The sequence below is a fragment of the Arthrobacter sp. NPDC056691 genome (assembly GCF_042791415.1).
Taxonomy (GTDB): domain Bacteria; phylum Actinomycetota; class Actinomycetes; order Actinomycetales; family Micrococcaceae; genus Arthrobacter.
Genome location: NZ_JBHTXX010000002.1, coordinates 66558 through 79747, shown reverse-complemented (window position 1 = coordinate 79747; position 13190 = coordinate 66558). Strand labels below are relative to the sequence as shown.

Below are 13190 nucleotides of genomic sequence, written 5' to 3'. Positions count from 1 at the left end.
CCCGAACCGGTTGCGCTTAAACGAGCAAAATAAATGGGATGCGTACGACGGCGGGAGGTCCCGCCGTCGTCCGCTTTCCTTCAGTGCGTTAGGGCTTTTAGTGCCATAGCCCGAGGGCGAATTCGGCAATCACCGTGGACAGCAGGAACGATGCGGTGACGGCCACCAGGCCCACTGGGATGATCTTCCACCCGATGTTTTTCAGCAGCGGAATGTCCTTGCCCAGGGACAGGCCGGCGAGGGTCAGCATGACCGTGGCGATCGAGAGGAAGTCGACCGACTTGATGGGGCCGTTCAGTGCTGCGGCGCCGAAGAACCAGGGGCTGGAGATGTAGGCGCCGATGGTGGTGATGTAGACGATGGCCGAGATCTTCTTGGTGAGCTTGGCCAGGGCAATGCTGACGAGGACGAGGGCCAGCATGATGGCGTACCCGGCGACGATGGTCAGGCTGAATCCCTTGGCCGCGATTGAGGCGGTGCCGATGCCGAGGACGGTCAGAACCGACAAGGACAGCCACAGCGGCAGGTGCATGGCCGCCGAGGATTCGGCAACCCGTTCGCGGAACCGGCGGTTTTCCTCTGCCTGGGCTGCTTCCCGGGCGGAGTCCGCATCGCCGAGCTCCGTGTCCGCGGTTCCGCGGGTCTCAGCAACGGACTGGGAGTCCGCGCGCTGTGACGGTGCGCCGGCAGTGACCGCGGCCTCCTCCCGGGTCTGCCTGCGGGTGAGGACCCGGTAGAAACGGTCCGCGAGCGGCAGGGCGAGGTAGATGCCGACGTAGACGCCCAGGATGGTGGTGATCAGGTTGGAGATGGCCGCCATCCCCAGGATGGCCTCCTGGTCGCCGGGGTAGGCGGCGATGATGCTGGCTGACGATGCCGCCATCATGGACCCGGACCCGACGCCGGCACCCATGGCCAGGGCGAGCGGGTCGAAGATCTTCCAGTTGGAGATGAGGGAGGTCAGCAGCGTGATGTACACGGCGCCGAACAGGGTGCCGAAAACGTACATGGCCAGGACGCCGCGGTACTGGTCCGAGTCCGGGCCGTATTTTTCGGAGACCATGGCGAAGGACGGTTCGCGGTCGAGGGAGAACGTGGCCCCGACGGTCGCCTTGCCCATGCGGAGCAGTACGGCCAGCGGGAGGGCCAGGGCGATGGTGCCCAGCAGGTGGCCCACCTCCTGCAGCAGCAGCGCCGGGCCTGCCTTGAGCAGGGTGGGAAGGCTGGGCCCGATGTTGAATGCCAGCCTGGCCACCAGGAGCAGAACCGCGACACCCACCAGGGCGGCCGCGACCCGCTGCAGGTCCAGGCCCAGGGGCTTGAACTTCTGGACCGAGACAAGCAGGCCGAGGATCAGGCCCCAGACCATGGGGAAGATGACGATCGCGCCGATGCCGACGTCGATCTTGGCCTGACCGATCAGCTGAACCGCCAGCGCAATGACAAAGGCGAGTGCTGCGACGGGAAGCGTGAGCCGGGCGCCGGCCCTGTCGGTCCGCGCGGGTTTTGTGCTGGTGCTCATGATGTGCCTTCCTGTGTGACGGTCTGACGGCGGTAGGCCGCTCCGATCAGGCGTGCCCGTTCGGTGGGGGTGGTGGCCGCGGCGGCGACGGTCCAGGCCAGCGCGGTGGCTGCCTCGAACATCACGGCGTAGGCCTCCGGGGAGTCTGCCAGTGCGGCAAAGGCGTGCGAGTGGATGGGGACGTCCGCGCCGGGAATGCTCAGCCAGGGATGCAGGCTCGGGATGACCTGGGAGATGTTGCCCATGTCCGTTGAGCCGCCGCTGATACCGGCTGAGGGCGAGGTGTCCTTGCCAAACACGTCCATGGCCTCGGTCCAGTGGGCCGCCACGGCGTCGTCCTGGATCAGCGGTTCATAGAGCGGTTCCGTGTCCTCGATGGCCAGCGTGGTGCCGGTGGCCAGGGCAGCGCCTTCAAAGCAGCGGCGGACGCGCTCCAGCAGCGCTTCGTATTCCTTCAGGGTGAAGGCCCGGCATTCAAACTCCACCACCGCCCGTTCCGGAATGATGTTGGTGACGTGGCCGGCCTCTGCGACGTACATTGCGATGCGGTGGTCACCGGGGATCTGCTGGCGCAGCAGCCCCACGGCCACCTGGCTCAGCACGGCGGCGTCGGCGGCGTTCACGCCCTGGTGCGGGGCCGCCGCCGCATGGGCTGCCTTTCCCGTGAAGGTTGCCCGGTACCGGCCCACGGCCTGGGCGCTGGTGCCCGCGGGGTTGTACGTCACCCCGTCCTGGACGGGATGGACCATCAGGGCCAGGCCGACGCCGTCGAACGCGCCGCGTTCCAGCAGGAGCGCCTTGCCGCCGCCGTGTTCCTCGGCGGGCGTTCCGATGGCCTTCAGGGTGATGCCCAGTTCATCGACGAAGGGCCGCAGCGCCAGGGCGGCGGCGACGGAGGCGCCCGCGATCAGGTTGTGTCCGCAGGCGTGCCCGATGTCCGGCAGCGCGTCGTATTCAACGCAAAGGGCCACGGTGAGTTCGCCATTGCCGGCGCTGGCGGTGAAAGCTGTGGGGAGGCCGCGGGTGCCGCGCTCCACCTCGAAGCCGCCCTCGGCCAGCAGGTCGGCCGCCGCGCCGGCCGAGTGGATTTCCTCGAAGGACACCTCCTTGAGGGCGTGGATGTGTTGCGCCATTGCCAGGGCCCGCGGTTTCCACTGTTTGACGCCCTCGGCGAGCGCGGTGCGGAGGGCGGGTGTTTCTGTCGGTTCCATGTACATGCCTGCCCTAGTAGGAGAGGGACGGGAAGGGGGCGCCTGCTGCACGGGTCGGCACCCAGATGGCTTTGGTCTGTGTGTACTCGTCCAGGACGCCGGGACCGGAGGAGCGGCCGTGGCCGGAGTCCCCGAAGCCGCCGAACGGAACGGCCACGTGGATGGTTTTGTAGGAGTTGATCCAGAACGTGCCGGCCTTCACCTCGCGTGCCACGTGGTGGGCACGGGAAACGTCCGAGGTCCACACCGCGCCGGCGAGGCCGAAGTTCGTGTTGTTGGCCCGGGCAATGGCCTCGGCCTCCGTGTCGAAGGCGTCGGCCCCGACGACGGGTCCGAAGACTTCGGTCGTTTCGAGCCGGTTCTGGGGTGTCACGCCGTCGAGCAGGGTGGGCATCACCCAGTGGCCGCCGGCCAGCGGCGAGCCGGCCAGAGCGTCGGGGAGCGTTCCGCCCGTGACCCGGCGTCCGCCGTCGTTCATTCCAGCCTCGATGAGCGAGGTGACGGTGGCGAACTGCCGGGCCGTGATGATGGGGCCCACCTCGGTGTCCGCGCTCAGCGGGTCGCCGACGCGCAGCCGGGCGGCTTTGTGGGCCACCAGCTCCACGAACCGGGCGTGCACACTGCGCTCCACCAGCAGCCGCGACCCGGCGACGCAGGACTGCCCGGCGCCGGAGAAGATCGCGGCGATGGCGCCGTCGGCGGCGCGGTCCAGGTCGGCGTCCGCGAAGACTATGTTGGCGCTCTTGCCGCCGAGTTCCAGCAGCGCGGGCATGCCTGCCTGCGCGGCAGCGACAGCCACCCGGCGTCCGGTGAGTACGGAGCCGATGAAGCTGACCTTGCCGACGCGCCGGTCGCTCGTGAGGGCCGCGCCTACGGTCTGTCCCAGCCCCGCCGCAACGTTGAAGACGCCTGCCGGCAGGCCGGCCTCGTGCGCCAACTGGGCGAGGCGGATGGACGAGGCGGGCGTGAATTCGCTGGGCTTGATGATCACTGCGTTGCCCGCGGCCAGGGGCGCGGCGGAGTTCCAGCCGGCGGTGAAGAGGGGTGCGTTCCACGGGGTGATGGCGACGACGACGCCCCAGGGGACGCGTTCGGTGTAGGTGTGCCAGGGGCCGGGAACGGGAATGGTCTGGCCGGTCAGCTTGTCCGCCCAGCCCGCGTAGTAGCCGAACATCTCGGCCACCTTGGCGGCTTCCACCCGGGCGTCGCGGATGGGTTTTCCGGTGGTGGCGGACTCGAGGATGGCCAGTTCCTCCGCATGCGCCTCAACCGTGCGGCTGACGTTGCGGAGGATGGCTGCACGTTCGAACCCGTTCATGTCGCCCCAGGTTTTCGCCCCGGCGACGGAGCTCTCCAGGAGGGCGTTGGCGCCTTCGGTGCCGGGATCGGCGTAGGTGGCGAACTGTTCGCCGGTTGCCGCGGCGGTCAGCGTGATGTTCTCGCCGCTGCCAGGGACTGTCCTGCCGTCAAGGAATGCTCCCAGCCCGGCGGGGAACGCTGCGTCCAGGACCGCCCGGGCGGTGGCCGCTGAGGAGGAGGTGGGTGCTGTGGTGGTGCTCAATGTGGTGGTCCTCTGGTTGGTTTCGGTTAGGGGCCCGTCTTGCTTAGGGACTGGTCAGGCGACGGCGGTTGTGCCGTTTTTGGTGCCGGGCGCGCCCGCGGGGGTGATGGCCGGGGCGACGGTCCGCGCGATCTCGGTGAAATCCGCGCGCGGTCCGAGGGCGGCCAGGGCTTCCTGCCATTGGCCGGCGACGGCGGCCAGCAGCGCCGGCTTTTCGCCGATCCGGACGGCGACGTCAACAGCAAGGGCAGCGTCGCGGGCCATGAGTCCCAGCGAAAAACCGGAATCATGGGTTCCGGAGAGCACCCAGTTGGGGTACATGTTGGCAGAGACTTTACTGCCGCCGGAGGCTTCGCTGATGCTTGCTGCCGCCTTTGCCGGATCGATGCCGTAGGCCTTGGCGACTCCCAGGGCCTCGCCCACCGAGACCAGGTTGGCCGCCGCCAGGACGTTGTTAAGAAGCTTGACGACGTTGCCGCTGCCGGGCCCGCCGATGTGGTTGTACTTGCCCCCGGTGAGTGCCAGCAGGACGGGTTCGGCGGCGGCCAGGGCCGCGTCGGTTGCCCCGACGAAGGCGCTCAGCGTTCCGGTTGAGGCGCCGTCGCGGCCACCCGAGACCGGGGCATCCACGAACGCTGCGCCTTGCGCGGCGGCGCGTTCGGCCATCTCCTTGCTCGTTGCCGGTTCGGAGGTGGTGGTGTCGATGATCGCGACGGTTCCCGGTGACGCCAGGAGCTGGGGCACGGTGGCCTCGACGACGCTCGCGGCGGGCAACGAGAGCACCGCGTAGGGGATGCCGGCGAGAGCCTGCACGCTGGCGGTGGTGGCGATGCCGGCGTCGGACGCGGCGTTCCGTGCAGCCTCGGAGGGGTCGAAGCCGGTGACCTCCCAGCCGGCCTTGTGGAGCGTGGCCGCCATCGCCCCGCCCATGGAACCGAGGCCGATGACGGCGATGCGGCGTTCGGTGCTGGTGTTCATAAAGTTGCTCCTTGACGAAGAGTAAGTGGGGTTGAGTGAGGCAACTGCGGGTCAGTCGAGGTAGATGTCGAGGTCTTTCCACAGCTGTTGCGTGCGGCGGATGGCTGCGCGGCTGCGCTCTGGCTGTGCGGCCTCCATGCCCGCGAGCAGGCCGTAGACCAGCGAGTTTGCGGCGGTGACGGACTGGAAGAAGGAGATTCCCTCAGAGGCCACCACCAGGAGGTGGTCGGCGACGGCTGCGAGGCGGCCGCGGCGCATGTCGCTGATGGCGATGACCTTGGCGCCCGCCTGTTTCGCGGCTTCGGCCGTGACGATGATCTGCCGCATGGAGCGCCACATGTTGATGACCACCAGGACATCCCCGGGCCCAAGGGCGTTGGCACTGGAGGCGAGGTGCACCGCGCCGCGGTTCTCGAGGGTGATGGGGTATCCCATGGTGGAGCCCAGGTGGGCCATCACGCTGGCGGGTCCGGCGAACGAGCCCAGCCCGACGACGGTGATGGATCTGGCCGCGGCCATGGTGGCGATGGCTGCCTCGGCGTCGTCCGCCGTGTTGGAGTCCAGCGTCAGGCGGAGGTTTTCGATGTCGTGGTTGAGCGCGTCATGCAGGGGACTGCGGTGTTCCCCGTGCTCGGTCAGGGTGTCCTCGGTGGAGATCATCACCAGGTAGCGGGACCGCAGTTCGCGCTGCAGGTCCGGCCAGCCCCGGTAGCCCAGGTGCTGTGCCGCGCGGACCACAGTGGAGTTGTTGACGTCGGCGCGCTGGGCGATCTCCGCGATGTCTGCATACGAGGAAAGCTGCGGGTTGCGGGCGATCACATCGACCACCCGGCTCTGGGCTTTGGACAGCGGAACGTCCGGAAGCGCGTCGCCGAGCCACGCATGGGAGCCAGAGGCAGCGCCGGTTCCGGTGCTGGCTTCCAGGCCGGCGGTGTTGGGGTTCAAGTCAGGCCTCTTTCTTTGTCGAACAGGATCTGTGGCCTGCGCGGCTCTGTAACGAGGATCACTATGCAAGGCTGATTGCATCAAATGTACTCTGCAATTTCATTTGCGGAAAGTGCTTTTGGGTTTCCGGCCTGTAAAACCGGGTGCGATCGTCCATTGCAGCGGTGGCGGGACCGCGCGACCATGGGGGTATGAGCACCGAAGTACCGGGCGCCGGGGAGCTGAATCTGCCGCAGGCGTTGCTTCTGCTGGCGACGAACGAGAAGGACGGCGAGCCGGAAGTGCCGCCGAGCGTTCTCAAGGCGGCACTGTCCGGCGCCATCCTGGCCGAGCTGGACCTGCTGGGCGCGATCCAGCTGCAGGGGAAATACGTGAGGGTCGCCGGAGCCCCGCCGCAATCTGACTTCCAGCACCAGTGGGAGCTGATCCACGAGAAGTCCCGCCCGCACAGCCCGCGGCGCTGGGTTGCCATGCTGGAAAGCCGGGCCGAACTGCACCGGATCTATGAGGGGCTGGCGGCGCTCGGCGTCGTGAGCCACGTGGGCGAAAAGCATCTCGGCGTCTTCAGGACCACCCGCTATCCGGAGAAGGACCATGCTCCGGAAGCGGCCCTTCTGGCGAGGATCGAAAGCATACTCAACGGATCGCCGTCGGACGCCAGAACCTCCGCCTTGATTGGCCTGCTGCACGCGGCAGGGCTGATGGACAAGCTTTTTCCGGGGGCCAGCCCGGCCCGGCTCAGGGAACTGACCGGTGAACACTGGCCGTCCCGTGCAGTGCGGGATGAGCTGCGCATGATCCGGCTCGCGGAGGCGGAAGCCGCCACCTGAGCGGATACTTGCAGGAAACTCAGCCTGCTGATTTACTTCGTGCACGGTTCCTTAAGCAAACGGGTCCGAGTGCTGTAGCGCGCGGCTATCGGGGGAGCACCGGTCGGAGGGGTAATGCCTGGGGAACATCGTGACGACTTAGTGACACAGTCACTGCTGCTGGATGAGATCGGCCAATCGGTGATCGGCATGGACGGCGACTGGCGGATCACATACTGGAACCGTGCGTCGGAACGCCTGTACGGGCTCGGCCCGGACAAGGTTCTGGGGATGAAGATCACGGATTTGGGAATCGTGGGCGGGGCTGAGGCACGGGGCGAGGGCGCCACCGACCTGGAGATAGCGCACAGGGTGGCCCGCGGCGAGGACTGGGCCGGTGAACTTTGGGTACGTCACTGTACGGGACGGGAGTTCCCGGTCCACGTGACAGTCAGCCGGATCAGGGGGCGGCACACGGTGCCGGTGGCCGTGGTGGCGATCTCGAAGGACATCACCGACAGAAAGCACACGGAGGCCATCCTCCGCAGGCTCTCGGCCATGGTGGAATCCTCCGGGGATGCCATCATCGGCGCTGACCTCACCGGGAAGATCACCAGCTGGAATGCGGGGGCGGCAAGGATGCTCGGTTGGAGCTCCTGGGAAGCCGTGGGACAGACCCACCGGCTGATGACCGCCGACGACGGCGCGTACTTCGGCGCGGAAGTCACGATCCGTCCGGGAGGCGGGGCGTTCGTCACCGGCGTGGAGGCCCGTTGGCGCTGCAAGGACAGCACTGTCATCGACGTCGACCTTACGGTGTCTCCTGTCTACGATCAGGACGGGATCCAGGTGGGGGCATCCGCCATCGCCCGGGACATCACGGAGATCCAGCGCCTCAAGGCAGCAGCCGAGGCGGAGCGGGAGCGGCTCCTGGCCGCCCAGGAGATGGCCCATGTTGGCAGCGTTGAGCACACGATTGCCACCGGGGAAACCTGGCACTCGGAGGAATTCGACCGGATCCTGGGCCTGTCCGCCGGGGACCGGAAGGACCGGGAGTCCATCCTGGCAGTAACGCACCCCGAGGACCGTGACCAGGTCCGGCAGGTATGGAAACGTCTGGACAACGGGCTCGGCTTCGCGGACTTCGAATACCGGATCATCAGGCCCAGCGGGGAACAGCGGTGGCTGCACTCACGGATCCGGAGCATCAACAGCGCAGACGGCAAGCCGTTGCGGTTCCTTGACACAGTCCTGGACATTACGGACCGGAAGAACGCCGAACAGATCCTTGAGTGGCAGGCGCGCCATGACGCCCTGACCGGCCTGCCGAACAGGTACCTGGTGACCGAAGTCCTACAGGGTTTCCTGGACCGGTCCGCATGGCCGGTGGTGATGTTCGTCGACGTCGACCGGTTCAAACTGATCAATGACGGCATCGGCCATGGCGCCGGCGACAAAATCCTCGTGCAGCTCGGTGAGCGGCTGAAGGCGGCCGTCAGGGACGGCGACACCGTGGGCCGGTTCGGAGGCGATGAGTTCGTGGTGATCTGCGAGAACCTCCCGATGTCCGGAGCGCAGGACCTGGCCGAACGGATCAAGGGAGCAACGCGGCAGCCATTCGAGGTGGACGGCCGGCAGATTTACCTCAACGTCAGCGTCGGCATCGCCCTTGCGGACGAAGAGGACACCGCCGAGTCGATGCTGCAGGGCGCCGATGCCGCCATGTACCGGGCCAAATCCGCAGGCGGGGATTCGTCAGCGATCTATGACGTGCACATGACCGGGCGGGCCACGGGGCGTCTCGACCTGGAGTCCGATTTGCGGCTTGCGCTGGAGCGCAATGAGCTGTCCCTGAACTACCAGCCGATCATCGACGTCACCACGGAGGATACGGTGGGCTTTGAGGCGCTGCTGCGCTGGCACCACCATGAGCACGGCCCGATCATGCCTGACGCGTTCATCCCCATCGCCGAGGAGACGGGCCTGATCCTTCCGATCGGCACCTGGGTGCTCCGCGAGGCGATGCGCCAGGTGCAGGAATGGCGGACCCGGATCCCGGGGGCGGAAAACTTCACTGCGGCGGTGAACATCTCCGGCCGCCAGCTCGTGACCGGCGACTTTCCCGACGTCGTGGAGGCCGCCATCCGTGACACCGGCATTGATCCGTCCGCCGTCCACCTGGAGATCACTGAAACGGTCCTCATGGACCAGCCGGACCTGCCCAAGGAAACCCTGCAGCGGCTGGCCCGCCTGGGCGTCGGCCTGTCCATCGACGACTTCGGCACCGGCTACTCATCGCTGAGCTACCTCAAGTGGCTCTCGGCCCGGACCCTCAAGATTGACCGGACCTTCGTCGAGGAGCTGGGGACGGACCCGCACGGGGCCACGATCATCGAACTGGTCCTTGGCATGGCCGAGAGCCTGCGGCTTGATGTGGTCGCCGAAGGTGTGGAGACCGCCGTGCAGCTGAGCGAACTCCGCCGGCTGGGTGTTCGCCTCGCCCAGGGCTACCTCTGGAGCAAGCCGCTGCCGGCCGAGCGGATCCCGGCCTGGCTGCAGTCGCACCCGGCCAAGCTTCCCGCGGCTCTTTCCGCCCAGATCGCCGGGTTGGCCGCGGGGGAGGCGCTGCCGCGGGTCGGCTAATTCCCCCTCGGTTCCGAGTTTTTGTCCAGATAATGGCCGCTAAAGGCCCTTGAACTCGCGATACGTGGACAAAAACTCCTTCTTTAGGGCCCGACGAGACGCAAGCAAGAACGACGACGGCGGGTGGTCCCGCCGTCGTCCTTCCTTTGGTTGGAGTTTTTTGTCCAGATAATGGCCGCTAAAGGCCGGCAAAGTCGCGACAAATGGACAAAAACTCAAGTCGGTTTCCGGGCGGTTTCCGGGCGGGGTTAGCGGGAGACCGGCTCCTTTGCTTCCAGGAGCGCCAGTTCGTGGCGGCGGGGGAAGCCTTCCCAGTCGCCGGGGACGAGGCACGCGAAGGCACCGGTTGCAGCCGCGGTCCGGAGCCTGTCGGCCGGCCCGCGGCCTTCCATGAGTTCGGCCAGGTAACCGGCCACGAAGGCGTCGCCGGCGCCGACCGTGTCCACCACAGAAACGGGAACAGCCGCCCGCCGGAACACCGTGCCGTCAACCAGGGCGAGGGCACCGTCGGCGCCGAGCTTGATCACGGCCTGGGCGGGTCCCAGGGAGGCGATTTTCCGGGCCAGCTCCTCTGGTTCACCGGCTCCGACGGCGATCGCTGCCTCGTCCTCGCCGGCGAACACGATGTCCGCCAGCGGGATGATGTCGCGGTAGACGCTGCCGGCACCCTCGGCGGACCAGAGGTTGCCCCGGTAATTCAGGTCGAAGGACACCGGGACGCCGGCAGCCCGGGCCACACCTATGGCGTGCCGAAGCGTAGCCGCCGCCTGCGCTGACAAGGCGGGCGTGATGCCGCTGACGTGCAGAAGCCCGGCCCCGGAGATGAGCTCGCCGTCAATGTCAGCCGGCGCGATCCGCGAAGCGGCGCTCCCCGCACGGTAATAGCTGACGCGCTGCGCGTCCGGAGTCCGGCGTTCCTTGATCATCAGCCCGGTGGGGGCGGAAGGGTCGACGGCGATGCGGACGTCCACGCCCTCGGCGCGGATTTCGCGCTCCACGAGCTGTCCCAGGGAGTCCGCACCGACCCGTCCACACCACACAGCCTGCACGCCGAGCCGGCGGAGGCCGATGGCAACGTTGGACTCGGAGCCACCGATGCCCAGGCTCAGGGTGGAGGCATGCGCGAGCGGGCCAACCTGGTCGGCCCGCATCAGCGCCATGGTCTCGCCGAAGGTGAGGACATACGGTGCCGGGTTCACTGGGTTGCCCTGGTTCACTTGACGGCCCCCAGCTGCTCCGCGGCCTGGTCGATCAGCTCGCGCACGCGCCGCGCCCTGGCCCTGAGGTGGTGCAGGTCGCCGCCCTTGAAGGCGTCGCCCAGGAGCGGCCCGCCGAGGCTGACAGCCAGGGCGCCGGCCCTGATCCAGGCCGGCACGTCCTCGATGTTGACGCCGCCGGACGGAATCACCTCGATGTCCGGGAACGGGCCGCGCAGCTGCGACACGTAGCCGGCGCCGACGGTGGAGGCCGGGAAGACCTTGACGGCGGTGGCGCCCAGTTTCCAGCCGGCATGCAGTTCCGTGGGGGTCAGGCCGCCCGGGTAGACCGGAACGCCGCGCCCAACGCAGGCCGAGATGACACCGGGATCCGTGACGGGTGTGACGATGTACGCCGCGCCCAGGTCGAGGGCTGTTTCGGCTTCCGCTGCTTCGGTGACCGTCCCGACGCCGATCTCGAGGGAGTCCCCAAACCGCCGCCGCAGGAGGGGAAGCTCCTCCCACACGCCGGGCGTGCTGAGCGTGAGCTCGATGCTGAGCACGCCGCCGCGCTGCAGCGCCTCGATGACCGGCGCGTAATCCGAGGCATGGCTGGCCCGGAGGACGGCCACGGCCCGGGTCTCGCGGAGGACTGCGGAGGGTGCCGGCCTGGACGCAGTGCCGGGGTTTTCGAGGCGGAGCATGGGATTCCTTTGGAGTTGGCGGGCTTGCGCTAGCGGTGGAAGGGCTGGAAAGCGGAACGGACAGTGCACGACGGCGGCGCGTGCCGCCGTCGTGCACTGTCACTTTCGCCGGGGCGGGGACTACCTGTCCGTGCCGGGATTACTTGACCGTGTGGATTACTTGGTGGGGCGGGCGGCGGCCAGCTCAGCCGCCACCGAAGGGGTGGCGACCACTCCGCCGTTCGGGCGGGCGTCCTCGGGGTCGGTCAGGTCGCGGTTGACGGTCTCCGGGGAGAGCCGCGTGGCGATGAAGCTGACGAGCATGGTCAGCGACATGTAGATGGCCACCGGAATCCAGGAGTTGCTGAAGAGGCCCAGCAGCCCGGCGCAGACCATCGGGGCGATGCCGCCGCCGATGATGGAGGAGAACTCGCGGCCCAGGGTGACGCCGGCGTAGCGGTAGCGGCTGCCGAAGATTTCCGGGAAGTAGCTCATGTGCACACCCACCACACCCTGGCAGGCCAGCATGAAGCCCACGATGATCACCAGCACGATCGCCACGGGGGAGCCGGTGGTCAGGAGCATGAAGGCGGGTGCCGGGAAGAGGATCAGCGCGCCGGTGATGAGGGAGACGACGCGCCGGCGGCCGATCTTGTCGGACAGGATTCCGAAGGACACGGCGGCGACGCCGCCGCAGAGCGCACCGATGAGCAGCACCGGCGGGATGAACTTGGGGTCGGTTCCGACGACGGTGATCAGGTACGAGGCCATGAAGACCTGGATGGTGTACGACTGGGTGCTGACGCCGAGGTTCATGAGGATGACGCGCAGGACGTTGGCCTTGCCGTGCTTGGCGACTTCCCTGAGCGGTGCGGGCGGTTCGGTGCGGGCCTGCTTGATCTCTTCGAACACGGGGGATTCATCGAGCTTGCGCCGGATGATCAGGGCGGCGACGGTGACGAAGATGCTGGAGAGGAAGACCAGCCGCCAACCCCAGGTGAGCATGTCGTTCGGAGCCAGCGACTGGGCGGCGATCCACACCAGCGCGCCGAGGGCGGTGCCGGCAGCCGCGCCGACCATGATCAGCGAGGCAAGCTTGCCGCGGGTGCCGGGAGCTGCCGATTCGGTGAGCAGCGTGGCGCCGCCGGACTGCTCGGCGCCGGCGCCGAATCCCTGGGCTGCACGGCACACGCACAGCAGGACCGGGGCGAACAGGCCGATCTGGTCGAAGGTGGGCAGCAGGCCGATGGCCAGTGTGGCGCCGCCCATCAAGAGGAGGGTGACCACGAGGATCCACTTCCGGCCGAGGCGGTCGCCAAAGTGGGAGAAGAAGATGCCGCCCAGCGGACGGAACAGGAAGCCGACGGCGAAGGTGGTGAAGCTGGCGATCAGCGCAGCTGCGGGGGAAACGTTGGGAAAGAACAGTTTGCTGAAGACAAGCGCCGAGGCGGTGCCGTAGATGACGAAGTCATACAGTTCGAGGGTGGTGCCGATGAGGCCGGCGACGGCGGCCTTCCGGACTTTGCTCTGATCGACTTCCCCCGGGGGGATGTGTGCTGCTGTGGTCATTTCCATACTCCTTTGAATGGATGTCTTGCGGCCCTGAGGCGGGGGCCACGACCGCCGGGTTCCCTGGCCGAGC

The 13190-nt window shown here is 67.6% G+C and carries 10 protein-coding genes; 2 read left to right on the top strand and 8 right to left on the bottom strand.

All coding sequences use genetic code 11. The features are described from left to right. Positions 1-97: 97 nt before the first annotated feature. The 5 genes from ACFRAU_RS02315 to ACFRAU_RS02295 are packed head-to-tail and all read right to left on the bottom strand — an operon-like array spanning position 98 to position 6217. Positions 98-1522, bottom strand: a complete 1425-nt coding sequence (locus tag ACFRAU_RS02315; protein WP_377998638.1) for a DUF3100 domain-containing protein — start codon at positions 1520-1522, stop codon at positions 98-100. Next, positions 1519-2739 (bottom strand): amidohydrolase, encoded by a 1221-nt coding sequence (locus ACFRAU_RS02310; protein ID WP_377998637.1) that lies wholly within the window; start codon positions 2737-2739, stop codon positions 1519-1521. Before ACFRAU_RS02310 ends, ACFRAU_RS02315 begins: the two co-directional genes overlap by 4 nt. 7 nt (positions 2740-2746) lie before the next feature. Then, the gene (locus ACFRAU_RS02305) at positions 2747-4294 is read right to left on the bottom strand and encodes an aldehyde dehydrogenase family protein (RefSeq protein ID WP_377998636.1); all 1548 of its coding nucleotides are present in this window, start codon (positions 4292-4294) and stop codon (positions 2747-2749) included. A gap of 54 nt (positions 4295-4348) precedes the next feature. Beyond that, positions 4349-5272 (bottom strand): NAD(P)-dependent oxidoreductase, encoded by a 924-nt coding sequence (locus ACFRAU_RS02300; protein WP_377998635.1) that lies wholly within the window; start codon positions 5270-5272, stop codon positions 4349-4351. Between the two features lie 51 nt (positions 5273-5323). Further along, positions 5324-6217 (bottom strand): MurR/RpiR family transcriptional regulator, encoded by an 894-nt coding sequence (locus tag ACFRAU_RS02295; protein ID WP_377998634.1) that lies wholly within the window; start codon positions 6215-6217, stop codon positions 5324-5326. Between the two features lie 191 nt (positions 6218-6408). Here ACFRAU_RS02295 and ACFRAU_RS02290 point away from each other — a divergent pair, with 191 nt between their 5' ends. Both ACFRAU_RS02290 and ACFRAU_RS02285 read left to right on the top strand, forming a co-directional pair. Beyond that, complete coding sequence (locus ACFRAU_RS02290; RefSeq protein WP_377998633.1) at positions 6409-7047, top strand: GPP34 family phosphoprotein; 639 nt, start codon at positions 6409-6411, stop codon at positions 7045-7047. 141 nt (positions 7048-7188) lie between these two features. Continuing rightward, positions 7189-9669, top strand: coding sequence for an EAL domain-containing protein (locus tag ACFRAU_RS02285; protein ID WP_377998632.1), 2481 nt, complete (start codon positions 7189-7191; stop codon positions 9667-9669). A 248-nt stretch (positions 9670-9917) separates the two neighbouring features. Here the strand turns inward: ACFRAU_RS02285 and ACFRAU_RS02280 are convergent, their stop codons facing one another. The 3 genes from ACFRAU_RS02280 to ACFRAU_RS02270 all read right to left on the bottom strand — a co-directional run bounded on the left by ACFRAU_RS02280 (position 9918) and on the right by ACFRAU_RS02270 (position 13117). Further along, positions 9918-10868 (bottom strand): sugar kinase, encoded by a 951-nt coding sequence (locus ACFRAU_RS02280; protein WP_377998631.1) that lies wholly within the window; start codon positions 10866-10868, stop codon positions 9918-9920. Positions 10869-10882: 14 nt separating this feature from the next. After that, a complete protein-coding gene (locus ACFRAU_RS02275) occupies positions 10883-11569 on the bottom strand; it encodes a bifunctional 4-hydroxy-2-oxoglutarate aldolase/2-dehydro-3-deoxy-phosphogluconate aldolase (protein ID WP_377998630.1) in 687 nt (228 codons plus the stop codon). 156 nt (positions 11570-11725) lie between these two features. Beyond that, positions 11726-13117, bottom strand: coding sequence for an MFS transporter (locus tag ACFRAU_RS02270; protein WP_377998629.1), 1392 nt, complete (start codon positions 13115-13117; stop codon positions 11726-11728). Between the last annotated feature and the right edge of the window lie 73 nt (positions 13118-13190).